Origin of the sequence: Pseudomonas promysalinigenes (assembly GCF_014269025.2) — a bacterium.
Lineage (GTDB): Bacteria > Pseudomonadota > Gammaproteobacteria > Pseudomonadales > Pseudomonadaceae > Aquipseudomonas > Aquipseudomonas promysalinigenes.
The window spans coordinates 4,227,840-4,253,684 of sequence record NZ_CP077094.1; the positions used below are offsets into that span (position 1 = coordinate 4,227,840).

The 25,845-nt window shown below is 60.6% G+C and carries 27 protein-coding genes and 1 riboswitch; of the genes, 12 read left to right on the plus strand and 15 right to left on the minus strand.

Annotated elements, in window-relative coordinates; translation table 11 throughout:
• Positions 1–87: 87 nt before the first annotated feature.
• From HU725_RS19145 to HU725_RS19155, 3 genes are all read right to left on the minus strand, one after another.
• The gene (locus HU725_RS19145; RefSeq protein ID WP_186478286.1) at positions 88–1,452 is read right to left on the minus strand and encodes a DUF1329 domain-containing protein; all 1,365 of its coding nucleotides are present in this window, start codon (positions 1,450–1,452) and stop codon (positions 88–90) included.
• Positions 1,453–1,477: 25 nt separating this feature from the next.
• Entirely contained in the window at positions 1,478–3,364 is a 1,887-nt protein-coding gene (locus tag HU725_RS19150; protein ID WP_186478285.1) for a DUF1302 domain-containing protein, read from the minus strand.
• Positions 3,365–3,661: 297 nt separating this feature from the next.
• Entirely contained in the window at positions 3,662–5,344 is a 1,683-nt protein-coding gene (locus HU725_RS19155) for a fatty acid--CoA ligase (protein ID WP_186478284.1), read from the minus strand.
• Positions 5,345–5,505: 161 nt separating this feature from the next.
• Between HU725_RS19155 and HU725_RS19160 the strand changes: the two genes are divergently transcribed.
• The 3 genes from HU725_RS19160 to HU725_RS19170 all read left to right on the plus strand — a co-directional run bounded on the left by HU725_RS19160 (position 5,506) and on the right by HU725_RS19170 (position 8,356).
• Positions 5,506–6,471, plus strand: coding sequence for a 2-hydroxyacid dehydrogenase (locus HU725_RS19160; protein ID WP_186478283.1), 966 nt, complete (start codon positions 5,506–5,508; stop codon positions 6,469–6,471).
• A gap of 52 nt (positions 6,472–6,523) precedes the next feature.
• A complete protein-coding gene (locus tag HU725_RS19165) occupies positions 6,524–7,522 on the plus strand; it encodes a methyltransferase (RefSeq protein ID WP_186478282.1) in 999 nt (332 codons plus the stop codon).
• A 40-nt stretch (positions 7,523–7,562) separates the two neighbouring features.
• Positions 7,563–7,684, plus strand: a riboswitch (yybP-ykoY riboswitch).
• Between the two features lie 90 nt (positions 7,685–7,774).
• On the plus strand, positions 7,775–8,356 hold the full coding sequence (locus tag HU725_RS19170; protein ID WP_186478318.1) for a TMEM165/GDT1 family protein: 582 nt from the start codon (positions 7,775–7,777) through the stop codon (positions 8,354–8,356).
• A gap of 61 nt (positions 8,357–8,417) precedes the next feature.
• On the opposite strand, the gene HU725_RS19175 is transcribed toward HU725_RS19170, so the two are convergent.
• The 4 genes from HU725_RS19175 to HU725_RS19190 all read right to left on the minus strand — a co-directional run bounded on the left by HU725_RS19175 (position 8,418) and on the right by HU725_RS19190 (position 10,392).
• The gene (locus HU725_RS19175; protein ID WP_186478281.1) at positions 8,418–9,233 is read right to left on the minus strand and encodes a M48 family metallopeptidase; all 816 of its coding nucleotides are present in this window, start codon (positions 9,231–9,233) and stop codon (positions 8,418–8,420) included.
• 80 nt (positions 9,234–9,313) lie between these two features.
• Complete coding sequence (locus HU725_RS19180; RefSeq protein ID WP_186478280.1) at positions 9,314–9,934, minus strand: SOS response-associated peptidase; 621 nt, start codon at positions 9,932–9,934, stop codon at positions 9,314–9,316.
• A gap of 15 nt (positions 9,935–9,949) precedes the next feature.
• Entirely contained in the window at positions 9,950–10,210 is a 261-nt protein-coding gene (locus HU725_RS19185) for a putative signal transducing protein (protein ID WP_060477561.1), read from the minus strand.
• Positions 10,210–10,392 carry a CPXCG motif-containing cysteine-rich protein gene (locus HU725_RS19190; protein ID WP_027918329.1) on the minus strand — a complete coding sequence of 61 codons (183 nt, stop codon included), beginning with the start codon at positions 10,390–10,392 and terminating at the stop codon, positions 10,210–10,212. The genes HU725_RS19185 and HU725_RS19190 overlap by 1 nt, the downstream gene beginning before the upstream one ends.
• A gap of 126 nt (positions 10,393–10,518) precedes the next feature.
• On the opposite strand from HU725_RS19190, the gene HU725_RS19195 reads away from it, so the two are divergent.
• Complete coding sequence (locus HU725_RS19195; RefSeq protein WP_186478279.1) at positions 10,519–11,685, plus strand: 1-acyl-sn-glycerol-3-phosphate acyltransferase; 1,167 nt, start codon at positions 10,519–10,521, stop codon at positions 11,683–11,685.
• 33 nt (positions 11,686–11,718) lie between these two features.
• On the opposite strand, the gene HU725_RS19200 is transcribed toward HU725_RS19195, so the two are convergent.
• Together HU725_RS19200 and HU725_RS19205 are read right to left on the minus strand one after the other, a co-directional pair.
• Positions 11,719–11,979 (minus strand): hypothetical protein, encoded by a 261-nt coding sequence (locus HU725_RS19200; RefSeq protein WP_060477559.1) that lies wholly within the window; start codon positions 11,977–11,979, stop codon positions 11,719–11,721.
• Between the two features lie 192 nt (positions 11,980–12,171).
• Positions 12,172–12,756 (minus strand): YajG family lipoprotein, encoded by a 585-nt coding sequence (locus tag HU725_RS19205; protein WP_060477558.1) that lies wholly within the window; start codon positions 12,754–12,756, stop codon positions 12,172–12,174.
• 145 nt (positions 12,757–12,901) lie between these two features.
• On the opposite strand from HU725_RS19205, the gene HU725_RS19210 reads away from it, so the two are divergent.
• Both HU725_RS19210 and mqo read left to right on the plus strand, forming a co-directional pair.
• Positions 12,902–13,135, plus strand: a complete 234-nt coding sequence (locus HU725_RS19210; RefSeq protein ID WP_186478278.1) for a hypothetical protein — start codon at positions 12,902–12,904, stop codon at positions 13,133–13,135.
• Between the two features lie 604 nt (positions 13,136–13,739).
• Complete coding sequence (gene mqo, locus HU725_RS19215; RefSeq protein WP_186478277.1) at positions 13,740–15,245, plus strand: malate dehydrogenase (quinone); 1,506 nt, start codon at positions 13,740–13,742, stop codon at positions 15,243–15,245.
• A 53-nt stretch (positions 15,246–15,298) separates the two neighbouring features.
• On the opposite strand, the gene HU725_RS19220 is transcribed toward mqo, so the two are convergent.
• The 4 genes from HU725_RS19220 to HU725_RS19235 all read right to left on the minus strand — a co-directional run bounded on the left by HU725_RS19220 (position 15,299) and on the right by HU725_RS19235 (position 17,212).
• On the minus strand, positions 15,299–15,589 hold the full coding sequence (locus tag HU725_RS19220; protein WP_186478276.1) for a PA4642 family protein: 291 nt from the start codon (positions 15,587–15,589) through the stop codon (positions 15,299–15,301).
• A 66-nt stretch (positions 15,590–15,655) separates the two neighbouring features.
• Positions 15,656–16,126, minus strand: a complete 471-nt coding sequence (locus HU725_RS19225; protein ID WP_060477554.1) for a hypothetical protein — start codon at positions 16,124–16,126, stop codon at positions 15,656–15,658.
• A gap of 52 nt (positions 16,127–16,178) precedes the next feature.
• Positions 16,179–16,652, minus strand: coding sequence for a WbuC family cupin fold metalloprotein (locus HU725_RS19230; RefSeq protein ID WP_186478275.1), 474 nt, complete (start codon positions 16,650–16,652; stop codon positions 16,179–16,181).
• A gap of 2 nt (positions 16,653–16,654) precedes the next feature.
• Positions 16,655–17,212 (minus strand): hypoxanthine-guanine phosphoribosyltransferase, encoded by a 558-nt coding sequence (locus tag HU725_RS19235; protein WP_060477552.1) that lies wholly within the window; start codon positions 17,210–17,212, stop codon positions 16,655–16,657.
• Positions 17,213–17,370: 158 nt separating this feature from the next.
• On the opposite strand from HU725_RS19235, the gene upp reads away from it, so the two are divergent.
• Both upp and HU725_RS19245 read left to right on the plus strand, forming a co-directional pair.
• On the plus strand, positions 17,371–18,009 hold the full coding sequence (upp, locus tag HU725_RS19240) for a uracil phosphoribosyltransferase (RefSeq protein ID WP_060477551.1): 639 nt from the start codon (positions 17,371–17,373) through the stop codon (positions 18,007–18,009).
• A gap of 2 nt (positions 18,010–18,011) precedes the next feature.
• Positions 18,012–19,286, plus strand: a complete 1,275-nt coding sequence (locus HU725_RS19245) for a uracil-xanthine permease family protein (protein WP_186478274.1) — start codon at positions 18,012–18,014, stop codon at positions 19,284–19,286.
• Positions 19,287–19,352: 66 nt separating this feature from the next.
• On the opposite strand, the gene hemH is transcribed toward HU725_RS19245, so the two are convergent.
• Together hemH and HU725_RS19255 are read right to left on the minus strand one after the other, a co-directional pair.
• A complete protein-coding gene (gene hemH, locus HU725_RS19250; RefSeq protein ID WP_186478273.1) occupies positions 19,353–20,366 on the minus strand; it encodes a ferrochelatase in 1,014 nt (337 codons plus the stop codon).
• Positions 20,367–20,379: 13 nt separating this feature from the next.
• Entirely contained in the window at positions 20,380–21,285 is a 906-nt protein-coding gene (locus HU725_RS19255; RefSeq protein ID WP_186478272.1) for a TIGR01777 family oxidoreductase, read from the minus strand.
• Between the two features lie 188 nt (positions 21,286–21,473).
• Here HU725_RS19255 and HU725_RS19260 point away from each other — a divergent pair, with 188 nt between their 5' ends.
• The 4 genes from HU725_RS19260 (at position 21,474) to phrB (ending at position 25,842) form a co-directional block, all read left to right on the plus strand.
• A complete protein-coding gene (locus tag HU725_RS19260; RefSeq protein ID WP_186478271.1) occupies positions 21,474–22,460 on the plus strand; it encodes an NAD(P)/FAD-dependent oxidoreductase in 987 nt (328 codons plus the stop codon).
• 107 nt (positions 22,461–22,567) lie between these two features.
• Complete coding sequence (locus HU725_RS19265) at positions 22,568–23,536, plus strand: YbgA family protein (protein WP_060477547.1); 969 nt, start codon at positions 22,568–22,570, stop codon at positions 23,534–23,536.
• Entirely contained in the window at positions 23,526–24,401 is an 876-nt protein-coding gene (locus HU725_RS19270) for a MerR family transcriptional regulator (RefSeq protein ID WP_060477546.1), read from the plus strand. Before HU725_RS19265 ends, HU725_RS19270 begins: the two co-directional genes overlap by 11 nt.
• A gap of 13 nt (positions 24,402–24,414) precedes the next feature.
• Positions 24,415–25,842: a deoxyribodipyrimidine photo-lyase gene (gene phrB, locus HU725_RS19275; RefSeq protein WP_060477545.1), complete on the plus strand. Its 1,428-nt coding sequence runs from the start codon at positions 24,415–24,417 to the stop codon at positions 25,840–25,842.
• The last annotated feature ends 3 nt before the right edge of the window (positions 25,843–25,845 follow it).

Sequence of the window (25,845 nt, forward strand, 5' to 3'; positions counted from 1 at the left end):
GGTATTCATCGGTTTTATGGCAGCACAACAGAAACGCCCCGGCAAGCCGGGGCGTTCTGGGAGGTCACAGTGTTTCGGATCGTCAGCTCAACGGATACCCGACTGACGCAGGGCTGCGGGCTGGAAATCGGCCTTGCTGGCACTGAAGCCGAAGTCATAGGCACGCTTTTCTTCGTTCTTCATGCCCAGGGCCAGGTAACGGCCCGATTGCAGATCGTAGATGGCTTCGAGGGTGTACCACGGCACCTGCACGTTGTAGTACGGCTGAGCATGGGCCTCCGACACACGCCACAACTGACCGCGACCGTCGTACTGGTCGATAACCGCTGCTTGCCAGGTATCCTCGTCGATGTAGAAGTCACGCTTGGCATAAATGTGCCGCTGGCCAGGCTTGAAGGTTGCGACCACGTGCCATACACGGCGCAGTTCGTAACGGGCCAGATCCTGGTTGATGTGCCCGGGCTTGAGGATGTCGGCGTACTTGAGCTTGGGGTCATCCAGCTTGAAGGCGTTGGAGGCGATGTACATCTCCTTCTTGCCCTCCAGCTTCCAGTCGTAGCGGTCAGGTGCGCCGTTGTACATGTCCAGGTTGTCGGAGGTGCGCAGGCCATCGGCCGCGGTGCCCGGGCCGTCGTAGGAGACCTGCGGGGCCTGACGTACGCGGCGCTGGCCGGCGTTGTAGATCCAGGCCTTGCGGGGCTCCTTGACCTGGTCGAGGGTCTCGTGCACCAGCAGCACAGTACCGGCCAGGCGTGCCGGGGCGGTCACTTCCTGCTTGAAGTAGAACAGAATGTTGCCTGGGTTGTTGGGGTCGTAGTCCTTCATCTTGTCGCGGAAGACGAACTGGTCGGCGAAGTACACCAGGCTGTACGAGCCATTCTGCTGCGGGGTGGCCTGGGTCACCAGGCGGCTGACACTACCGCCACGGTAGCGGGTGATATGGTTCCAGATAACTTCCAGGCCGCTTTTCGGGATCGGGAAGGGTACGGCAGTCTGGAAGTTGTTCAGACCGTTACCGCCTTCGACCAGCGTGGTGGTGGTGGCGTTCTTCTTGATGGCGGCGAACACATCGTCAGGCACCGTGGAACCGCGATGGGTCTTGAACACCGGGATCTTGTAGGTGTCCGGATAACGCTTGAGCATGGCCAACTGGCCCGGCGAGAGCTGATCCTTGTACTGCTCAGCGTTTTGCGCGGTGATGGTGAACAGCGGTTTTTCACTGCCATAGGGGTCAGACAGGAAACCTTTGCTGTCCACAGTGCCTGCGCTCTTGGACAGTGGCTCCCATGGCCCGATCGAGCCGTTGGCGTTTCCGGCTTTTTCGGCGCCCATTGGGGTAAGGGTACTGCCCAGCTTTGCTGCTTCGTCGGCCGATACCGCAGCCATGACGCTGGTCGCCAGCAGGGACAGGCCCAGCACACCGGCTTGCAACAGACTTCTGGTCTTGTTCATCTCGTGTCGTCCTGGATCAGTATGCTTAGAAGTTCACGCCGAAGCTGAGAGCGACGAAGTCGCGGTCATCCACAGTGCTGTACTTGCCGTCGAAGAAATTGGTGTACGACAGGCTGGCGGTGTACGTGTTCTGGTATTCGGCGTCCAGGCCAAGGCTGATGGCCTTGCGCCCTTCCTCGAAGTTGCCCCCAGGGCCCGGGGAATAACCGGACACGTCATGGGACCAAGCTACGTTCGGTTTCAGGTTGACCCCTGCAAACACGTCGTTGTAGTCCCAGATTACGCGGGCGCGATAACCCCAGGAGGTGCTGGTGGTATAGCCGTCGTTCTCGCACTTGCGGTTGAGGTTGGTGGTCGAGGCACCGGCACCGGCGCCAGCGATGGTGCTGGTATTGAGTGCCTGGCACGTATTAGCGCCACCGGTAGCCGGCAATGGACCAGGGCCGAAAACTGGGTCGCGGCCGTAGCGTGTGTCGTGGGCGTTTTCCAGGCCCCCTACGTGGGTCACACCCACTTCACCCACCACGGTCATACGGCTTGCGCCCATCACCTGGTCGAAGAAGTGCGTCAGGGTAGTCTGGAACTGCGTGATTTCCTTGCGACGATAGCCGTGCAGGTCTTGCCCTGGAGTGCCGGTGAGCAACGAAGCGTTGCTCAGTGCGCCACCGATGGGGCGTACCCCTGCAAACAGAATATCGGTGGTGTTCAGCTGTACCGGTGCGTTCGGCCTGTAACTGATTTCGCCGCTCCAGGCAGTACCCGTGGGCAGCGTGGTGGAGAAGCTCAAACCGTACAGGCGTATATCTTCGGGGTATTCGACGAAGTATTTGGAATTGCCTGCAACGATCAGTGGTGCCAACGCACGCAGTTGCGCCGGCAACTGACTCAAGCCAGCAAAGACCGACGGCGAAGCGCCCGTTGCGCTGAAAATCGGTGCGCGACTGTGATAGTTCATGAAGTAGGCGCCGAACTCGGTATCGAGCGGCTCGAACATGTAACGCATGGCCACGCCGAATTGGCCGCTGTCGCGCGCATCGCGGTCGGCGCCACGGGCCACCATCACACCTTCCTGATTGATGTTGACGCCGCGGGTTGCCAGAAACTGCCGCGCCGCAGCCGGTACCGTGCGGCTGCTGTTGAGCACACGCAGGTTATCGGTGCAACCGTCGGCGATGATGTCCGGCTGGGAGAAGAAGGTGCCGCAGTTGTCGACGACGGTCTGGTCCCACTCCAATTGATAGAAGGCCTCGGCCGACAGGTTGTCGGTCAGGCTCTGTGAGATGTAGAACATGTTGACCGGGATCAGGCCTTCCTTGATCTCGGCGCCGGGGCGACGGAATGCAGCCACGTCGATGGGGTTGATCGAGTTGATGCCACCGCCGATGAAGGTGCTTTCACCCCAACTCACTACCTGCTTGCCGAAGCGTACCGAACCCGGCTGATCAGCGATCGAGTAGTTGTGGTAAACGAAGGCATCGAGCAACTGGGCACCGGAGGACTTGGCGCCTTCCTTACGGCCCGCATCACTGATGTCTTTGAACTCGCGGCCTTCGTCCTTGAGCTCGAAGTCGTACCAGTATTTGCCGCGCACGAACACGCCGGTATCGCCGTATTTGAGCTCAAGGTCATGGATGCCTTTGAAGATCTTCGAGAAGGTCTCGCCTTTCTTGAAGTTCAGGTGGCCATCGTCGGAGGTCTGCGACAGGCCCTTGCCGCCGTTGTTGACCCCGATCAGGTTCTTGTTGGGGTTGGCGGTGGACCAGCTGGCGCCAACGGAGAGCGACGAGTCGAACTGACCTTCGATTTCACCGATGTTGAAACTGACAGCGAAAGCAGGACTTGCGAGCGTTGAAGCAAGGCTGACGGCCAAAGGCAGCTTGGCCCGGCGCCAGAACGGATATGCAGATTTCATCGACGCTACTCCATGTACTTTATTGTTATGGCAGTGAGTCCCTTCAGAAACGGCCCGTGCGACCGGTGTGCGGGCTTGCCCCCGTGACGAGGTGCCTTGCGCACGCCGCCCCCCATTTCTGAAAATTCCCTGACCCCGACTATAGCCAGCAGGCACCCGTGCTTGATCCCTCTAAAGTGTGATTTGCGCAGGTTGCCCATTGGCCACGCTCAAGCATGGCCGATTTTTCTCGTTTGGCAAGGCTACAGCCCGTCTAGCATGCGGGTCGCGTTCCGGCGCGCACGACCCGCCTGTTGCTCACACGGTTGACAGAAAGGCGCTGTTACTGGCCTGCCACTGGACGATGTCTTGGCGGATACGCTTTTTGTCCAGCTTACCGACACTGGTCTTGGGAATTTCAGTAACAACGGCGATCTGGCTTGGAATCGCCCACTTGTTGATATGCCCTTGCTCGACAAAAGGTTTGAGATGCTCCTTGAGCGCCTTGGCATCGATGGCCTGGCCCTCGCGCACCACCAAGAGGGCGAACGGACGCTCCCCCCACTGCGGGTCGGCCACCCCGACCACCGCTACTTCCTGCACCGCCGGGTGACGGCTGATCAGGTCTTCCAGATCAAGCGAGGAGATCCACTCGCCACCCGTCTTGATCACGTCCTTGATACGGTCGCGGATGTCGATATAGCCCATGCTGTCGAGGGTGGCGACGTCGCCGGTGTGCAGCCAGCCGCCCTGCCACAGTTCCTCGCTCTTTTCCGGCTCTTTGAAATAACCCAAGGTCAACCAAGGTGCACGCAGCACCAGCTCGCCTTGCGTTTCGCCATCGGCTGGGAGGAAGTTGCCTTCGCAATCGACTATCGCCGCCTCCACCAAGGGCACCGGGACACCCGCCTTGATGCGGTAGGTCACCCGCTCATCATCGCTGCCGGCCTGCAGCTCGTCGTTCAGGTGCGCGGCTGAAATCAGCGGGCAGGTTTCCGACATGCCATAAGCCGCCGTCAGTTGAATACCCCGGGCCAGCGCTGCCTCGTAAAGTGCCCGGTTAAGTGCGCTGCCGCCGATGATGATCTTCCAGCCACCAAAATGCTCGCCCTGAGCGGACGGGCAGTTGAGCAGCATCTGCAAAATGGTCGGCACACAGTGCGAGAAGGTGACCTTCTCTTCGCGCCATAGCTTGACTAGCATTTGCGGCTCGTAACGGCCGGGGTAGACCTGCTTCATGCCCAGCATGGTGGCGGCATAGGGGATGCCCCAGGCGTGCACGTGGAACATCGGTGTAATGGGCATGTACACGTCGTCACTGCCAAGCAGGCGCACACTGTCGATGCTGCCGGTCACTGCGGCTTCGGCCAGGGTATGCAGCACCAGCTGACGGTGGGTGAAATACACACCTTTGGGGTTGCCGGTGGTACCGGTGGTGTAGAAGGTGGTCGCGACCGAGTTTTCGTCGAAATCAGGGAAGTCGTAGTGCGGGCTGGCGGCGGCGAGCAGTTGCTCGTATTCACCGACCAGATTCGGTAACTCGGCGGTGGTGCCTGGGGCATCGGTGAGCAGCACGGTCTTGTCGACCGTCGTCAGTTGCCCGGCGATAGCCTGATAAAGGCCCACGAAATCACTGTTGACCAGCACGAAGCGGTCTTCGGCGTGGTTCATGGTGTAGAGGATCTGCTCGGGCGACAGGCGCACGTTGATGGTGTGCACCACCGCGCCGATCATGGGGATGGCGAACATGCACTCCAGGTATCGGTGGCTGTCCCAATCCATTACTGCCACGGTGTCACCCGCCTTCACCCCTGCTTCGGTCAGTACGTTGGCAAGGCGGGCGATACGCTCATTGAGCTGCAGGTATGTCAGGCGCAGTTGGTCGCGGTAGACGATTTCGCGAGTCTTTTCATAGCGGCTGCCGGACATGAGCAGGCGCTTGATCAACAGCGGGTAGTCATAGGCGCCCTCGGCGGGCTTGATGATGCGGGTCTGCAACATGGTAATCCCTTTTCTGGAAAGCAGGCCGAACAACTCTGGCGTTACTGTAGTGGCTGAGTGTGACGGTCAAATCAGCCGAAGGAATGATTTGGCTGCGCCGGGTATGAGTGGCATTGTGCGGATTGATGGATAAACCCGCCCTGTCACCGGAGCCCTCATTGATGTCAAGCTTGCGCCGCGCCGTGTTTCTCGACCACCAATCCCTGGACCTTGGCGACCTTGATTTGTCGCCCCTGAGTGATCAGTTCGACGAATTCCACCTGCATGCCGCCACTGCACCGGAGCAGGTCGCCGAACGCTTGCAGGGCGCGGTTGCCGTGGTCAGTAACAAGGTGATGCTCGATGCTGCCACGCTGGCCGCCAACCCCCAGCTCAAGCTGATTCTGGTGGCAGCCACCGGCACCAACAATGTTGACCTGGCAGCAGCCCGCAGCCACGGCGTTACAGTGTGCAACTGCCAAGGGTATGGCACACCTTCGGTGGCCCAGCACACCCTGGCTTTGCTACTGGCCCTGGCCACACGCCTTTGCGACTACAACCAGGCCGTTGCCGATGGTCAGTGGGCAAAGGCCAGCCAGTTCTGCCTGCTGGACTACCCCATCGTCGAACTGCACGGCAAGACCCTCGGCGTGCTCGGCCATGGTGAACTCGGTGGCGCAGTGGCACGCTTGGCCGAAGCCTTCGGCATGCGCGTACTGAGTGGCCAGATCCCTGGCCGCCCAGCCCGCGAAGACCGCTTGGCACTGGACGAATTGCTGCCACAGGTCGATGCGCTGAGCCTGCACTGCCCACTCAACGAACACACCCGCCACATGATCGGCCCCCGGGAACTGGGGTTGCTGAAAAAAGGCGCGCTGGTGGTCAACACTGCCCGTGGCGGCCTGATCGACGAACACGCCCTGGCGGACGCCTTGCGCAGCGGCCACCTGGGCGGCGCCGCCACCGATGTGCTGAGCGTCGAGCCGCCCGTCAACGGCAACCCACTGTTGGAGAAGGGTATCCCGCGCCTGCTGATCACCCCGCACAGCGCCTGGGGCGCGGTGGAGTCACGTCAGCGCATCGTCGGCCAGCTCGGTGAAAACGCCAAAGCGTTCTTCGAAGGCCAGCCGCGCCGCGTGGTGAGCTGAGGCCAGCGCCAGGCTCTGCTACACTGCGCCACTTTTTCAGGAGGCGTCGTCCATGGACCCGCGCAGTGAAGTGTTGCTCCGCCAGGCAGAGCTGTTCCAGGGCCCGTTGTTGCTCGCTGGCGCCCCCGCCGATGGTTTGCTCGGGCAACTGCCAAACGCACAAGCCTGGACCTGGCACGCTGGCGATCAGGCCATGCTTGACAGCCGCTTCAGCGCGCGCAGCCACTACGGCGTCGAGGTACCTCCGGCGGCCTTCGAGGCGGCGGTGCTGTTCCTGCCCAAGTCCCGCGAACTGGCCGCCTACCTGCTCAACGCACTGGCCTCGCGCCTGGCAGGCCGTGAACTGTACCTGGTGGGGGAAAAACGTGGCGGCATCGAGGGCGCAGCCAAGCAGCTGCAGGCGTTCGGCAAACCGCGCAAGCTCGACAGCGCTCGGCATTGCCAACTCTGGCAGGTGACCGTGGATAACGCCCCTGAGGCCACACCGCTGCAAAGCCTGGCCGAACATTTTTCGCTGGAGCTCGAGGACGGCCCACTGCAGGTAGTGAGCCTGCCAGGCGTGTTCAGCCATGGCCGCCTGGACCGCGGCACTGCCCTACTGCTCAAGCACCTCGATGGCCTCCCGGTAGGCCATGTGCTCGACTTCGGTTGTGGCGCGGGGGTGTTGGGCGCCACCGTCAAACGTCGCTATCCACAAAGCCGCGTCACCCTGTTGGACGTCGATGCTTTCGCGGTGGCTGCCAGCCGCCTGACGCTGGCAGCCAACGGCCTTGACGGTGAAGTCATCAGCGGCGATGGCATCGACGCAGCGCCCGCCGACCTATGCCTGATCTTGAGCAACCCGCCCTTTCATACCGGGGTCCACACAAACTATCAGGCCTCGGAGAACTTGCTGAAAAAGTCCGGCCAACATCTGCGAAAAGGCGGCGAAATGCGCCTGGTCGCCAATAGTTTCCTGCGCTACCAGCCACTGATCGAAGGCGCGCTCGGCAACTGCCAGACCTGCGCCGAGGCCGACGGCTTTCGAATCTATCGCGCCACACGCGGTTAACAAACAGGGCTTGCCGAAAGCGTTTGGGCTAGGCAGAATCCGCACCGTCCTAGGGGAGTAGTCTCCCGCGAGCGCCCTGCTCGCCCGGTACGCGTCAACATACTTGGCCCACAGGCCATGGCGCGTGCGACCCAGCGGCCTGCACAGACAGGCCAGGGGTTTGACAAGACCTATGACACGCACACCTTACCCGGGGCGGGGAGGCTGTACGTGTCATAGCCGTGTCGACCCGCCCCCGTAGGAAGCCTGATGCTGGAATCTCTGTTGGTCCCCACCGCTATCGTTGCCTTGGCCGAAATCGGCGACAAAACGCAATTGCTCGCGCTCATTCTTGCCGCGCGCTTTCGCAAACCCTGGCCAATCATCGCCGGTATCATTGCCGCTACGCTGGCCAACCATGCTGCCGCCGGTGCAGTAGGGGCCTGGGTAGGCAGCTTCTTCAGCGAGTCGGTGTTGCACTGGGTGCTTGCCGCGAGTTTCACCGCAACCGCGCTGTGGACCCTGGTGCCAGACAAGATGGATGACGACGAGAACCCGGCACGCCGCTTCGGCCCCTTCTTGACCACCCTGATCGCCTTCTTCCTGGCGGAAATCGGCGACAAGACCCAGGTCGCCACAGTGATGCTGGCGGCCCAGTATCCGCACCTGATCATGGTGATCATCGGCACTACCCTGGGCATGCTGATTGCCAACGTGCCAGTTGTGCTGGCAGGTAACTTCGCCGCCGAGAAGCTGCCACTGACACTGATCCGTCGCCTGGCTGCTGCTGCATTCTTCGTACTGGCGATCGTGGCGGTTTATTCGGCCATGAAGACCAGTGGCTGGGTGGGATAAAACCAAAGCGGGGCGCTATGCGCCCCGGTTCGCGAACGACTGCTTAACAGCCGCCGATAGCTTACTTTTTCGCAGCTTCGTACAGCGGCATCACCTTCGGGATCGCCGCCTGCAACGAGGCAATCCGACTATTGGATGATGGGTGAGTACTCATGAACTCCGGCGGCGCGCCTTCCGATGCCTTGCTCATCTTGTTCCACAAGGTGATCGCGGCATTGGGGTCATAACCGGCACGGGCCGACAGTTCCAAGCCAATCAGGTCGGCTTCGTTTTCGTTGGCGCGGCTGTTGGGCAGGGTCATGGAATAATTCACCACGGCGTCGGCCAGTGCCATGCTGTCCTGGCCAAGGCCAAGCAAGGCGCCAGCGCCTTGGCGCGCCATCTGCACCCCGTAAGCCTTCGACATCGCCTCGCGGCTGTGCTCACGCAGGGCGTGGGCGATTTCGTGGCCGACCACCGCGGCAATTTCGGCGTCAGTCAGCTTGAGCTGGTCGATCAGCCCGGTGTACACGATGATCTTGCCACCGGGCCCGCAGTTGGCGTTGAGCTCATCGCTCTTGATGACGTTGACTTCCCAGTTCCACTGGGCGGAATCGGGGCGGAACTGCGGCGCCTGGGCGATCAGCCGGCTGGCGATGGCCTGCACGCGTTTGGCGTCATTACTGGTCTTGTCCAGCACGCCTTTGCTCGAAGCCTCGCCAAGCGTTTGCTGGTAAGACTGCGCGTACATCTGGTTGACCTCATCGGTCGACAGCATGCTGAACATGTACTGCTGACGCTGGACACCAACAGCCCCGCCGCTGGTGGTGTTAACCGCCTGGCAGCCGCCGATGAGGATGCCAGCACTGAGCAGGCTGACGATAAAAGACTTACGCATCGAGACACTCCCTTTTTTGCATGCGCCGTATCCTAGGCTGAGTCGCCAGCACCCTGCCATAGCCGCACGGAAGTTTTTAGCTAAGCGGGCGTCAAACACTCCGGCGCGTCCAGTTTCGGGTCGTTGACGAAGTTCGCCAGCGCCCGTTCGCGCAGGGTTGCCGGCGGGCTGGCGAGCAACTCCTGCAGGCGCGGCAACGGGGTATCGGGGTCCAGCCAGGCAGCGCGCCCAGCCTCATCGAGGATCAATGGCCGACGCTGATTCATTGCGGCCTGGGTCACCACTGCACAACTCAACCAGACCTGGTCCTGCACCGGATAGGCCTCCCACACAGCAGCAAAATACAGCGATGCCCCCTCCCCTGGCGTCAACCAATAAGGGCGCTTGCGCACCGTGCCGCGCCATTCGTAAAAACCATTGGCAGGCATCAGGCAGCGGCGCTGGCGAAACGCTTCGCGGAACATCGGTTGCTCAGCCAGGGTTTCGGCACGAGCATGGGCGGGGGTACGGGACAGGTCGGTGAGCCAGGCGGGGGTCAGCCCCCAGCGTGCCGGGGCCAACTGCTGCTGGCCGTCGAGCTGGCGCTGGATGAGCACCGTGGCACCTGGCGAAATATTCCATTGGGCAGGCTGGCCAGCAGGGAAACCCGGCAGGCTGGCCAGCGCCTGGGGCCAGCGAAACAGGGCGTAACGTCCACACATGGGCGATTTCAGAACCTAGCAGATCAAGGTACCGGGAACAGTCTCCGGCTCGTCACCGGCAAGCGGCTCGGCACCATTGTACGCATCGATCAGTTGCCGTGCGTATTCGGCTTGTTCATCGGGCACGGCAAGGCCGAGCAACCCTTGTAGCGGCAACTCACCGGCGCCTCCCAACAGGTGACGACCGGCCAGGTGCACATCGATGCCTTCGCTGGCCAGCATGCCTAGCAGCATTTCGGCTTCCAGCAGGTTTTCCGGTTCATAGATCCGTCGCATCAGTCGTTCTCGCCGTAAACATCCAGCATCCACTCGTCGCCGTGAACCTGCAGCACAAAGCGAATCGGCTTGCAGCAGACCTGGCAGTCTTCGATGTACTCCTGGTCCCCGCCGGACAGGTCAACGGTCGTTTCGACTTCTTCGCCACAGTATGGGCAATCGTAGAATGCTTGTTCGAGCATCGAGGCCTCCGGGGTGACTTGTGCGTATAATTGCCGGTCTATTTACAGGGCTTGCGTGTGCCCGAGCCGTTTTTCGGGCCCCACCCCTTACCTTATTACCCTAGCCGTTTCCAACAAGAGAGCATGATGGGCGAATTCGATGCCATCCGACCATACGACGATGCTGAGGTCCCTGCCGTTCTGGCGCGCCTGCTCAGCGACCCGGCATTCCTCGATATCCTCACCCACTTCCGCTTCCCGCGCGCAGCCGGCGCCTTCGGCTGGCTGCTCAAGCCGCTGATCGCGCGGCGCCTGCGCAAGGAATTCGCAGGCGTTACCTGCGTGTCGACACTGCAGGACAAGGTCGAGTACTACGTCGACCACACCATCGAACGTGCCACCGACGGTGTGACCTACTCCGGCGTCGAACAGCTCAAGGCAGGTACGGCTTATCTGTTTCTGGCAAACCACCGCGACATCGTCATGGACCCGGCCTTCGTCAACTACGCCGTGTACCACGCAGGCCTGCCGACGCCGCGCATCGCCATTGGTGACAACCTGCTGCAAAAGCCGTTCGTCAGCGACATGATGCGGTTGAACAAGAGCTTCATCGTCCATCGCTCGATCAGCGGGCGACGCGAGAAACTCGCGGCGTACCAGCTGCTTTCGGCCTATATCAACCACTCGATCTGCAAGGATCGCACGTCCATCTGGATCGCCCAGGCCGAAGGGCGCGCCAAGGACGGTGACGACCGCACCGATTCGGCGATCCTCAAGATGTTCCACATGAGCCGCAAGGATGAGCCGTTCGGCGCGGTTATCCAAAGCCTGAACCTGACGCCGGTGTCGATCAGTTACGAGTACGACCCTTGTGATCAGGCCAAGGCGCGCGAACTGTACATCCGCGCAACTACCGGCACTTATCAGAAAGCGCCCGGTGAGGACGACAACAGCATCGCCAAGGGCATCACCGGCTATAAGGGCCGGGTCCACATCCACTTCGCCTCGCCAGTGACCGAGTACTACGAGGACACCAAGCAACTGGCCCAGGAAACCGACCGGCAGATATTGGGCGGCTACCGCCTGTTCCCGGTGCATTACCTGGCTTATGCGATGTGGAGCGAGAAGGACGAGGCGCTTGATGTGCCAAGCGCCGAGAACATGTTCCCGGCTCAAGAGCTAGCCAAGGCCAAGGAAGAATGGCAACGCCGCCTGGATGCCTGCCCTGAAGAGCAAAGGCCCTACCTAATATTGCAATACGCTACGCCAGTCCGTAACCAGTATCAGGTCAAGCAACAAACGCCGGTTGCCTGAACGGTCAGGGCCGCGGGGCGGCCCTCGACGGGTTCAGATCCAGGTGCTTAACCAGGACAACAGCAAGGCCATGGCCAGGCAGGAAAAGCCGAGGATGTAGTAATAGCGCGGTATGCGTTGGCCAAGGCTGTCCACCACCCCCTCATCTACCGCCAGGCGCTGGCGGGTGATCACCGCATGGCGCCGCGCGCTTTGCAGCAGCAACCCGCCAGGGCAGGTCAGCAGCAACGCCAGCAAATTGATCAGCTTGGTCGGATGGGCGGTCATGACCCCCCAAAGCACTTGCAAAGACATCACACAACCTCGGTCATAGCAACAGCGAAGCCCGCCATTCTACCGAAGTCGACGCTACGCGCCGCGCCTTGGCGACAAAGTGTCACCAGGTTTCATCTGTGCATGTTCGCTCTGTTAAGGGCAGGCAAGTCAACGGTCAGGCCAGGTAGCAAAAACCCGCCGGGCGGCGGGTTTTGTTACGCAAAAGCTGGCTTATTCGCCCAGTACCTGCCCGATGGTCGGGTCCTTGAACAGACGCGTCAGCGCATCGCTGAGCACATCACCCACCAACTGGGTGTTGGTGTCCTGATTGGGCGCCATACCGAAGCGCTGGTCCAGCGAGGCACCGTAGCGGCCACTGTAGCGGCGGTTGGCATTCTGGACATCGGCACGGAAGGTTGCACCGATGGTGGCCTCGGTCACGTACAGGTTGTCCTTGGGCGATTGGTATTTCAGCTCTGCCAACGTCACGGTCAGTTGCGGTGCGTTATAGGCGCTCGCGGTTGGGGTGAACCCTAACAGGCGCACGGCCGCTTCAGCCTGGGCCTGTAGTTTGGGTACGACATCGTTGCCACTGACGCTGATCGTGCTGGTTTCAGGGTACATGCCACCACGGGTGCCCAGCGACTGCGAAGCCCGGCCATCGACCACCTTGACCACCACTGGCTGGCCGTGGCCGACCGGTGCAAGCTGAGCCTTGAGCGTGGGTTGCGGGCTGAGTTGTTGCGGGCTGTGGGCACAACCGACCAGGCTGAGGCTGGCCACGGCAATCAAACCGAACAACAGACGTTGCAACATGCGCGTTTCTCCAGAAAATACGGCAAAGGCCCACAGTATACCCAGCCTGACACAGGCCAGTCATCGGTCGGGCAGGCTTGTCACAATCGTTTCATGGCTGCGCCTTTATCCTTGCGCCAACGCCTAACGCACAGGACATACCGCCATGATTTCGCTCTGGACCCTGCTCTTGCAACGCCCACAGCTCAACTGCTATGCGCGCCTGGACACCGACGGCAAATGCCTGGCTTTGAAGCAATCCAGCCAGGTACCCGGCGGCTACGGCTGGGTGCAGATCACTGAAATCCGGCTGGCCTGGCTAGGCCGCGAACTGCCCGCCGAAGCCCGCGTTTGCATGCCTGCAAGCCATCGCTGGCATCAGCGCATCCTCGCAGCCTGACAAACGCTGCAATAAAAACCACGATTAACGACCTTTCTGCCCGCGACATCGTTATAATCTCCCCCCGATTATAAGGACGTCTCCTGATCGGGCCCCGCATCCGCCGTCTGACCCCGGCACCGAAACCCGCTTCGCCCACAGAGAGCCTTCCACTCAGGTCTTGCATCGGCTGTCGTGCCAGCATTCGTGGCCCTAAGCACTGCATGAACCTGTGGGTTGCCATCGCGCAGTCCCTTTTTGAGGTTCACGTCTTCAAAAGAGCGTGAAAAAACGGTTTTCACAACTTCACGAGAGTGTGGCGAGCAAATGAACAGTCTGGCATGTGCAAAAGCGGCAGATGTGTCCCTAACAGCCCTGAACAGACGACAAAAGCGCTCATCGCGTATGAGTGTTTGAGGTCGTTCCATAACGCACGCACGACACCTTGACCATAAGTCGAATTGCCGCAGCCCTGGCAAACGGCGTTCAATAGTCGAACCCGAAGACTGGTTGGCGGTGTCCGCGGAAGTTGCAAGAACTGCGAAGAGTCGGACATGGCGATCCTGGCAACCCCAGTGATCCTATGCTGTCAATTAGGTAGCTGTAGATTGTGGAGACGCGTTAAATGGCGCAGAACGAATCGGTTGATGTGGTACTGGTAGGCGCGGGCATCATGAGTGCCACCCTGGCCGTACTGCTCAAGGAGCTTGACCCGACCCTGAAGCTTGAGGTCGTCGAGGCGATGGACTCCGGAGCCGCGGAAAGCTCCAACCCTTGGAACAACGCAGGCACCGGCCACGCTGGCCTGTGCGAGCTGAACTACACGCCCCAGGCCGCCGATGGCAGCATCGACATCAAGAAGGCCGTGCACATCAACGCGCAGTTCGAGGTTTCGCGCCAGTTCTGGGCGTACCTGAGCAAGAAGGGCAACTTCGGCTCTGTACGTGCGTTCGTCAATCCGGTCCCGCACCTGAGTTACGTCGAAGGTGACAAGGGCGTGTCTTTCCTCAAGAAGCGTTACGAGTTGCTCAAGCAACACCACGCCTTCGCCGAGATGCAATACACCGAAGACAAGGCGGTGATGAACGAGTGGATGCCGCTGATGATGCCTGGCCGCCCGGCCGACCAGCACATCGCCGCTACGCGCGTGGCCAAAGGCACCGATGTCAACTTCGGTGCATTGACCAACAAACTGCTCAAGGTACTGGGCGACAGCCCCGACGCGCAGGTCAAGTACAGCAAGAAAGTGGTCGGTCTGCGCCGCAACGGCAGCGGTTGGACCGTGAGCATCAAAGACGTCAACAGCGGCGGTGCCCGCGAAGTCGATGCGCGCTTTGTCTTCCTCGGTGCTGGTGGCGCCGCCCTGCCACTGCTGCAGTTGTCGGGCATCCCGGAAAGCAAAGGTTTCGGCGGTTTCCCGGTCAGCGGCCAGTGGCTGCGCTGCGATAACCCCGAAATCGTCAAGCAGCACCAGGCCAAGGTGTACAGCCAGGCCGCGGTCGGCGCGCCGCCGATGTCGGTACCTCACCTGGACACCCGTGTAGTGGACGGCAAGACGTCGCTGCTGTTCGGGCCGTACGCAGGCTTCACCACCAAATTCCTCAAGCATGGTTCGTTCATGGACCTGCCGCTGTCGGTGCGCCTGGGTAACATCGGCCCAATGCTGGCTGTGGCCCGTGACAACATGGATTTGACCAAGTACCTGGTCAGTGAAGTGATGCAGTCGATGGAGCAGCGCCTGGAATCCCTGCGCCGGTTCTATCCACAGGCAAAAGCGGAAGACTGGCGTCTGGAAGTGGCTGGTCAGCGCGTGCAGATCATCAAGAAGGACCCGAAAAAAGGCGGCATTCTGCAGTTCGGCACCGAGCTGGTTTCCGCACAGGATGGCAGCCTGGCTGCACTGCTGGGCGCATCACCCGGCGCTTCGGTGACCGTATCGATCATGCTGGAGCTGATTGAGCGCTGCTTCCCCGAGCAGGCCAAGGGCCCGTGGGCCGCCAAGCTCAAGGAAATTTTCCCGGCGCGGGAAAAGGAACTGGCTACCGATGCAGCGTTATACCGCAAGATCAGCGCCGACAACGATGCGGCATTGGAGCTGGTGGAACAAAGCCCGGCCAAGCATTACGCCTAAGCCGGTTTGAAACGAAAAAACGCCCCTTGGGGCGTTTTTTTGTGCCAGTCGTATCAACCGCGAGCTTTGGCAATGATCTCGAGGTACTCCGGCGCATTGCGTTGGTCAGCGATCACCTCGGCGAAGGTCTTGCCGTGCTCGTCCTTGCCGTCCAGGTCAAATCCGGCTTCTACGAAGAAGCCGACGAAGCGCCCGAAGTCGTCGACACGCAGGCCTCGGTAACCCTTGATCAACTTGTGGTGCGACGGCGAGGTCACGCCATCGGCTGGTTCAAATTGTAGGAACGACTTGACGTAGTCGTCGCTGATCTCGTCACCAATCACCTGCTTCTTGTCTTTGCGCATTGCCGGCTCCAACTGACCATCACGAATTTCGAAGGCCGGCAGTGTACCCCCCTCAGGCTGCGGGCCTCAACGCGAACGTACGGTACCGGTGTGCAGGTCGGCCCAGATGTGGCCGTTGGCGTAGGTCAGGAACTGCACGTAAACCGTCTCGTTACGCAGCAGGTCCATGACCACTCGATAATCGCTGGCAGGGTAGTTCAGGCTCAATGTGCGGGTCTTGTCGTCGTACACCGGTTTCTTCAGGCTTTTACCGGCCTCGCCATCGAAGGTCAGCAGCACCTGGCTGATGGTCGCGCCCTTGCTCAGTGGCTTGCCCTTCAGGCGCATCTGCAGCGACGCAGTGATTGGGATAGGCTGCTGGTCGGACGTGCGCTGGGCCCCCACCACCACTGAGTAGTCGGTCACTTGCAACAGCTGTTGACCGGTTGGCGCTTCCTGGCGCAAGGCCTGGTCATCGGGCGGGAGGAACTGGCTATGCAGCGGTGCGGCTGCCAGAGGCAGGCTCACCGCCAGTAGCAGTGGAAGGAATGCACGCATGTGAGGCTCCTTGGCATGGAGAAGCACTCTAGCATGCAGACAATGGCAGGCCTCAATCGAACTGCGCGAGCATCCAGGCCTGATACTGCGCTACGCCCGCATCCCCCTCGCGTGGCGCCCAAGGCGCATGCTCGCCCTCGACCAGCTGGCGGTAGGGGCCGGCTTTGCACTCGAACATGATGCAGTTGGCTTCGAGCACCACCAGGCCATGGTAGACCCCCGGCGGCAGATCCACCCCCATGCACTCCCCCCCCGCCTCCAGCACACGGGTGCTGGTCAGCATGCCTGTTTCGTCGAAAAGCAAAAGGCCCAGGCGCCCTTTGAGCACCAGCAAGGTTTCGGCCTTGTCGTCACTCAGGTGACGATGTGGGGCGATGTAGGTCGAGGGCTGCAAACCAACCGCCAGGCGATGGCAGGGGTCTGCCATCTCGTGGAAGTTGTGATGATGCCTAAGACGCGGCGCCTGAGCAGCTTTTTGCGCCAGCCCGGTAAACAGCGTTTGATCGATGAATGCAGGCTGGCTCATGGTTACAGTCCTTTGACAGCGAAAATGCCGTTTGCGTTACGCCAGTAACCTTTATAGTCCATTCCGTAACCGAAGATATAACGATCGATGCACGGCAGGCCTGCATAGCTTGCCTTCAGGCCAGGGCTTGCCTTGCGATCGTGATCCTTGTCGATCAGAACGGCGGTGTGTACCGCTCGCGCCCCGGCATGCTTGCAGAATTCGATGATGGCACTGAGGGTGTGGCCTTCGTCGAGAATGTCATCGACGATCAGCACGTCCCGGTCGATGAACGAGACTTCGGGCTTGGCCTTCCAGAACAGCTCGCCGCCACTGGTCTGGTTGCGATAGCGAGTGGCGTGGATGTACGACACCTCCAACGGGAACTGCAGGTGGGTCAACAGTTTGCCGGCGAAGATCAGGCCGCCGTTCATGACGCAGAACACCACGGGATTGGTGTCTTGCAAGTCCTTGCTGATCTGCTCGCCAACCTTGGCGATGGCCGCTTCGACTTCAGCTTCGTGGTACAGGCAGTCTGCCTCGCGCATGACTTGACGGATGTGCTCGAGATCGGCGGACATGGCGCTCTCCGGGGGATTTTGGAAAAGCGGGCAAAGGTACGCATCCGCTCGTCCCAGATCAAGCATTTATGGACTAACGTGCTAAAGGACCGCACGACAGCAAAGGCTGAATAGATTAATCTAGCGCGGTTTTTTTGCCCGCCTTTCGGAGCCCCCCTATGCCTACTCGTGAGATCCGCCATCCGCTGATCCGCCACAAGCTCGGCCTCATGCGCCGTGCCGATATCAGCACCAAGAACTTTCGCGAACTCGCCCAGGAAGTTGGCGCGCTACTGACTTACGAAGCCACACAAGACCTGCCACTGGAAACCTACGAAATCGATGGTTGGTGCGGCAAGGTGCAGGTTGAAAAAATTGCCGGCAAGAAGATCACCGTCGTGCCAATCCTGCGCGCCGGCATCGGCATGCTCGACGGCGTGCTCAGCTTGATTCCGGGTGCCAAGGTCAGCGCCGTCGGCGTGGCTCGCAACGAGGAAACCCTCGAAGCGCATACCTACCTGGAAAAACTCGCGCCCGACATCAACCAGCGCCTGGCGCTGATCATCGACCCGATGCTGGCAACCGGTGGCTCGATGGTTGCCACCATCGACCTGCTGAAAAAGGCCGGCTGCAAAGAGATTCGCGCCATGGTGCTGGTCGCCGCGCCAGAAGGCATCGCAGTGGTGGAACAAGCCCACCCAGACGTGCAGATCTACACCGCCTCCATTGACCAGCACCTGAACGAACATGGTTACATCGTTCCAGGCCTGGGCGATGCCGGTGACAAGATCTTCGGCACCAAGCAGAAGGACGCCTGATCATGCAGGACGGCTTCAACGACCCGCTTTGGCGACAGGTCGTCTCGGGCGCGCAGATGCTTTTCGTGGCATTCGGCGCGCTGGTGCTGATGCCTCTGATCACCGGCCTGGACCCGAACGTGGCGCTGTTCACCGCAGGCATCGGCACACTGCTTTTCCAGTTGGTCACAGGCCGTCAAGTGCCGGTGTTCCTGGCATCGAGCTTTGCCTTCATCACCCCGATCATCCTCGCCAAGGGGCAGTTCGGCCTGGCCGAAACAATGGGCGGCGTGATGGCTGCGGGCTTCGTGTACACCTTCATGGGCCTGATGGTGAAGATCAAGGGCACAGGCTTCATCGACCGCATGCTGCCCCCGGTGGTGATCGGCCCAGTAATCATTTCCATCGGCCTGGCCATGGCCCCGATTGCCGCCAACATGGCGATGGGCAAAGCCGGTGACGGCAGCGTACTGCTGCCTTACCAGACGGCGATGCTGATTTCCATGCCGGCGCTGCTGACCACCCTGATCGTCGCCGTGTTCGGCAAAGGCATCTTCCGCCTGGTGCCTATCATCGCTGGCGTACTGGTGGGTTTTGCCCTGTCGTTTGCCTTCGGCGTGGTCGACACCGCCAAGATCGCTGCCGCACCGTGGCTGGAAATCCCCAATTTCACAGCGCCGGCGTTCAACTGGCAAGCCATTCTGTTCATCGTTCCAGTCGCTTTGGCGCCGGCGATCGAGCACATTGGTGGTGTTATCGCAGTCGGCAGTGTGACCGGTCGCGATTACCTGAAAAAGCCTGGCCTGCACCGCACCCTGCTGGGTGACGGCCTGGCCACCACTGCCGCAGGCCTGTTCGGTGGCCCGCCCAATACCACCTATGCCGAAGTGACCGGTGCGGTGATGCTGACCAAGAACTACAACCCGAAGATCATGACCTGGGCGGCAGTGTTTGCCATAACCCTGGCCTTCATCGGCAAGTTCGGCGCATTGCTGCAAAGTATCCCGGTGCCCGTGATGGGCGGCATTTTGTGCCTGCTGTTCGGCTCGATCGCGGCGGTGGGCCTGAACACCATGATCCGCCACAAGGTCGACCTGGCCGAAGCGCGCAACCTGGTGATCGTTTCAGTGACCTTGGTGTTCGGTATCGGTGGCGTACTGATCGGCAGCGGCGATGGCCCGGACGACTGGGGGCTCAAGGGCATCGCCCTGTGCGCCATCGTGGCCATTGCCCTGAACCTGATCCTGCCTGGCAATGATGCCTGGAAGCACAAGAAGCTGGATGATCAGCAGCTTTGATTCGGCGCTAGCCTGACCGGCCCCTACCGGGTTAACCCCTGGGGCCGGCATAGTTCGGCTGACGAGTCAGGCCTTTTCGCACAATTGCGCCAGCACTCGCACCCACTGCGGGTGGTCGTTCAGGCACGGAATCAACACCAACTCCTCGCCGCCTGCCTCGATGAATTGCTCGCTGCCACGCATGCCGATTTCTTCCAGGGTTTCGATGCAGTCGGCAACGAACGCAGGGCACATCACCATCAGCTTCTTGACGCCAGCCTTGGCCAATTCATCCAGGCGTGTCTCGGTGTAAGGCTCGATCCATTTGTTGCGCCCCAACCGCGACTGGAACGATACCGACCATTTCCCATCGGGTATGCCCATCTGCTTCGCGAAGGCTTTGGCTGTCGCCAGGCACTGCCCGCGGTAACACACAGCACGCATGTCGGCACTGGCATCTATGCAGCAATCGGCAGCCCGTAAGTCATGCTTGCCAGTGGGGTCGAGCTTTTTCAGGTGGCGCTCTGGCAAACCATGGAAGCTCAACAAAAGATGATCGTAGTCCTCTTGCAGGTACGGCTTGGCGCTGGCGACCAAGGCGTCGATGTAAGCTGGGTCATCGTAGAACGGCTGCAGTATCCGCAATTGCAGCGCCAGCTGCTGCTCAGCCACTGTCTGCTCCGCCAATTGCACCACGGTGGTGACCGTACTGTCGGCAAACTGTGGATAAAGCGGCGCCAGGGTCACCTTGCGCACGCCCTGCGCGGCCAAACGTGCCAACACCTCGGGCAGTGCGGGCTGACCATAGCGCATGGCAACCTCCACAGGCCCGTGGGGCCAGTGTTCGACCATCGCCGCCTGCAAGCGGCGGGTCAGCACCACCAATGGCGAGCCCTCCTCCCACCAGATCGAGGCATAAGCCTCGGCAGACTGCTCGGGCCGTTTGATCAGGATCAGCGACACCAGCAGCCGTCGCACCGGCCACGGCAGGTCGATAACGTACGGGTCCATCAGGAATTGGTTGAGATAACGGCGCACATCGGCCACCGAGGTGGAAGCCGGGGAGCCGAGGTTGACCAGAAGCAAAGCGTGATCGGTCATGCAGCGTCCTATATCAGAGGCGGCTGGACAGGTTGCCCAGGGCCGATTGCAGATCGTTGAAGCGGAATGAGAAGCCTGCCTCCAGCAAGCGTGCCGGTCGCGCCCGCTGACCGCCGAGCAGCAAGGTGGACAATTCACCGAGGCCAACTTTGAGCACCACGGAGGGGACTGGCAGGATGGCCGGTCGATGCAGCGCACGGCCCAGTGCTTTGGCAAAATCACGGTTGCGTACCGGTTCAGGCGCGCAGGCATTATAGGGACCGCTGGCATCGTCGTGCTGCAGAAGAAAATCGATTAGCGCGACCTGATCGTCGATATGCACCCAGGGCATCCACTGGCGGCCATTGCCCAACGGCCCGCCAAGCCCCAGCTTGAACGGCAGGCGCAGGCGTGACAAAAAGCCGCCATCACTGGCCAAGACCAACCCGGTGCGCACCAGCACCACGCGTATGCCAAGCGCCTCGGCGCGCTGGGCAGTTTCTTCCCAGGCGATGCATAACTGGCTGGCGAAATCTTCGCGAACCGGCGGCGATGCCTCTGTCAGGTCGCGCTCGCCACCATCGCCATACCAGCCAACGGCAGAACCGGAAATCAGCACCTCGGGGCGCTGCTCACGGCTACCCAGCCAGGCCAGCAGTTGTTCGGTGAGGGTAATGCGACTGGCCCATAAAAGGTTGCGCCTGGCGCCCGACCATGGCCTGTCGGCGATCGGCGCACCGGCCAGATTGACCACCGCATCCACCCGCTCATCGGCGCCCAGCTCTTGCAGCCGGGCGATGCCGCGCACCCCACTGCCGCATGTGCGCGGCACCTTTTCAGGCCGCCGGCTCCACACGGTTAGACGATGGCCCTTGCCGAGCCAGTACCGGCAAAGGTGCTGGCCGATCAAACCGGTACCACCTGTCAGCAATATATGCATGGCTGTGTCCTCGCAGCGTGCGGCCATGGTCTATTTTTAAGAACAAGGCACTTTTCCAGACCAATCGCTCTCGGATAAACATAGGTCAACATCCCTATGAAGCGGTATAACCTTATACAAAGATTTTACATTGTACAGGTTTGTCCGACAGCGTAGTCTGCTTACAGCAAGGTTCGAAGAGGCCAATCATGACTGTACCTATTGCCATCATCGGTGCCGGTATCGCCGGCCTGTCTGCCGCTCAGGCCCTGCAAAATGCCGGGCAGCCCGTCCACGTGTTCGATAAAGGCCGCGGCAGCGGCGGGCGCATGGCCAGCAAGCATAGCGAGGCAGGCTCATTGGACCTTGGCGCCCAATATTTCACCGCCCGCGACCGACGCTTCGTCGAGCAGGTGCAACAGTGGGTGGCGAACGGGTGGGTGGAACAGTGGAAGCCGCAACTTTACAACTCCCGCGATGGCCAGCTCACGCCCTCCCCCGACGAACAAACGCGCTGGGTAGGTATACCGCGCATGAGCGCCATCACTCGCGGCTTGCTCAAGGACGTCACCGTCAACTTCGGGTGCCGTATCGCTGAGGTATTCCGCGGCAAGCAGTACTGGCATCTGCAGGACACCGAAGGCTGCAGCCACGGCCCATTCAGTCGTGTAGTGATCGCAGTACCCGCCCCACAGGCCACGCAGTTGCTGGCGGCCACTCCCAAGCTCGCGGCGGTTGCTGCGGGTGTGCAAATGGACCCAACCTGGGCAGTCGCGCTGGGCTTTGAAACCCCACTGCAAACCCCTATGCAAGGGTGCTTCGTGCAAGACAGCGCGCTCGACTGGCTGGCACGTAATCGCAGTAAACCCGGCCGTGACTCCCCGCTGGATACTTGGGTTCTGCACGCCACCGCCGACTGGAGCAAACAGCACATCGATCTGGCCAAGGATGAGGTCATCGAGCAGCTGTGTGGAGAATTCGCCGAGCTGATCGGCTGCGTGGTGCCGGCACCCAGTTTCGCCCTGGCTCACCGCTGGCTGTACGCACGACCGGCCGTCAACCACGAGTGGGGTGTTTTGGCCGATGCCGACCAAGGGCTGTATGCCTGCGGCGATTGGTGCCTGTCAGGCCGCGTCGAAGGTGCCTGGCTCAGTGGCCAGGAAGCCGCGCGCAGGCTGCTGGAACATCTTGAGTGACACTGCTCAAAAAACTTATACAAAAAAAATTGTTGCATAAGTTTTTGCCTGTGCTGGAATAAACCTGTACACCTTAGCACTCATGTACAAGTTTACCGGAGACAGCCATGCACGAACCTGCCGCCGCACATAAGCCCCGTATCGCTATCAGCTCCTGCCTGACAGGCCAAAGCGTGCGCTACAACGGTGGGCACAAGTCCTCAGACCTGTGTCGGGAGCAATTGGAAGCTCATTTCGAATGGCTGCCCGTCTGCCCAGAGGTCGCAATCGGCCTGGGCGTACCACGCGAGCCAATCCGATTGGTGGGTGACCCCGAGCGGCCAGCGGTGGTAGGCACACGTAACCCGGGCGCCGACTTGGCCGGCCCGCTGCGCAACTACGCCGAGCAGATGGCCGAAGAGCTAGATGACATCTGCGGATATATATTCATGCAAAAGTCCCCGTCTTGCGGCCTGGATCGGGTCAAGGTGTATCAGGATAACGGCTACCCGGCTCAGCAAGGTGGTAAAGGGGCTTACGCCGCCGCCTTCTGCGACCGCCGCCCAGATCTGCCGGTGGAAGAGGAGGGACGGCTGCACGACCCGGTGCTGCGCGAAAACTTCATCAGCCGCGTCTACGCCTACGCCGACTGGCAGCGCTTGCTGGCACAAGGGCTAAGTCGCGGTGCGCTCGTAAGCTTTCATGCACGCTACAAGTACCTGGTCATGGCCAACAACCCTCGGGCCTACCGCGAGCTGGGTCGCCTGTTGGGCAGTATGAGCCGCGATGACGACCCTGAGCGCATTGGGCCCTGTTACTTCAGCCAGCTGATGCAAGCCCTGCGGCGTTGTGCCAGCCGTGGCAACCATTGCAACGTGCTGCAGCACCTAAGTGGCTACTTCAAGCAAGCACTGACTCAGCAGGACAAGGCCGAATTGCAACACGTCATCAGCCAGTATCAGAAAGGCGTGGTGCCACTGGTAGTACCGTTGACCTTGCTCAAGCATCACCTGCTCAAGCACCCAGACCCCTACCTGCAGCAACAGGCCTATCTACAGCCGCACCCGGAAAGCCTGGGCCTGCGCAATGCTGTCTGAGTCGCTAGTACCCATCGGCGAATTGGCCCGCCGAACTGGCGTTAACCCGGTCACTCTACGCGCATGGGAGCGCCGCTACGGCCTGCTCAAACCACAGCGCACGGCCAAAGGGCATCGCCTTTACGGGCCTGAACAGCTTGAACGGGTAAGGTCGATTCTGGCATGGCTTGAACGTGGGGCATCGGTCAGCCAAGTGATCGAGTTGCTGGACCACACGCCTGAGCAGGCGCCTGTGGGAGACTGGCAGCTCCGTCAACGGCAGCTGATCGACGCCATAGGCAGTCTGTCCCAGCGCTCACTTGATCAGCAACTCAATCAAGTCATGGCTCTTTACCCCGCTGTCACCTTATGTGAGCAATTGCTTTTGCCACTGCTGCGCGGGCTTGCAGTGCGCTGGCGCAGCCACTTCGATGCACGCCTTGAGCAGGTGTTCTTCAACACTTGGTTGCGCAGCAAGCTGGGCGCCCGCGTGTATCACGACAACCAATCGCTGCAAGGTGCGCCAGTGCTGCTTTGTGAAGACAGTGAGCGCCCGTTCGATCAAGGCCTGTGGCTATGCGCATGGCTATTGAGCAGCAACGGCGTCCCCGTGGAGGTGCTGGAACAGCCCGTGGCGGGCTCGCAGTTACTCCGTGCCGTGACCGCGCTACAGCCGCGAGCAGTGTTGTTTCACCTAGGCCCGCGCATCGATGCAGCGGCACTACTGAGTACCTTGCAACATATCAGCGGGCCCAAGCTGCTGGGCGGCGCAACCATCGCTCTGCATCAGGCACAACTGAACGCTTTCGGTTTGCCCGATCTCTATTTGTTCGATACACCGCAGGCGGCATTGCGAGCGCTGCTTGACGATAATCGCCTCCAGTAAAAACGAGTACTCAATGCAACTGATCTGGCTACGCAGCGACTTGCGCATTACTGACAACTCCGCCCTCAGCGCCGCCTGCGAGCGCGGCCCTACCGTAGCCGTGTGGCTGGCAAGCCCCGGCCAATGGCAGGCTCACGATGACGCCGCCTGCAAGGTCGACTTCTGGTTGCGCAATCTGCGCCAACTGCGCCAGTCCCTTGAGCAGCTGAACATCCCTCTGTTGGTGCGCAAGATCGACACTTGGGAGCAGGTGCCGGCTACGCTGCTCGACATTTGCCGTAAGCACGACATCAAGGCTGTGCATTGGAACGAAGAATATGGCATCAACGAAGCGCTTCGTGATGACGCCACCCGCACGCAGCTTGAGAAGGCTGGTGTGCAGGCCCACAGCTATCTCGACCAGTTGTTCTTCAGGCCCGGCACTATCCTTACCCGCAGCGGCGATTATTTCCAAGTATTCAGCCAGTTCAAGAAAGTCTGTCTTGAACACCTGCACCGCAGCCTGCCGTCGCTAGCCAGCCGGGTGAAAAAGCAACGCCCGCTGGATATCGCCAGTGACCCGATCCCACAACACATCGAGGGGTTCGATAAACCTCCTCGCACACTGAGCGATCAATGGCCTGCCGGTGAGGATGAGGCGCAGACCCGCCTAACGCGCTTTGTCGATGAAACCATCGACGATTACGAACAACTGCGTGACCTTCCGGCCAAACCGGGTACCAGCCAACTGTCCGCCTACCTGGCCGCAGGTGTGATCTCGCCAAGGCAATGCCTGCATGCTGCCCTGGGGAGCAACCGTGGCGAATTCGACAGCGGCAGCCGCGGGGTACAAACCTGGATCAATGAACTGATCTGGCGGGAGTTCTACAAGCATATCCTGACCGGTTATCCACAGGTCTCCAGGCACCGCGCCTTCCGTGCACAGACCGAGGCCCTGCCGTGGCGCAATGCCCCTGATGATCTGAAGGCCTGGCAGGAAGGCCGTACCGGCTTCCCGATCATCGATGCGGCCATGCGCCAGCTGTTGCATACCGGCTGGATGCACAATCGCTTGCGTATGATCGTCGCCATGTTCTTGACCAAGAACCTCTTGATCGACTGGCGCTTGGGCGAACGTCACTTCATGCGTCACCTGATTGATGGCGACCTGGCTGCCAACAATGGTGGCTGGCAATGGAGCGCTTCGACCGGAACCGATTCAGTGCCCTATTTTCGGATCTTCAACCCCATCTCCCAGTCAGAGCGATTCGACCCTGATGGCCGTTTCATTCGGCATTGGCTGCCAGAGTTAAAGCACCTTGATGAAAAAAACATTCACGACCCAGTGAAATGCTCGGATCTTTTTGCTAATAACGCTTATCACAGTCCTATAGTCGATCTGGCAAGCAGTCGCCAACGTGCATTGGAAGCCTTCAAAGGCCTACCACGTCGGCAGAAATAGAGG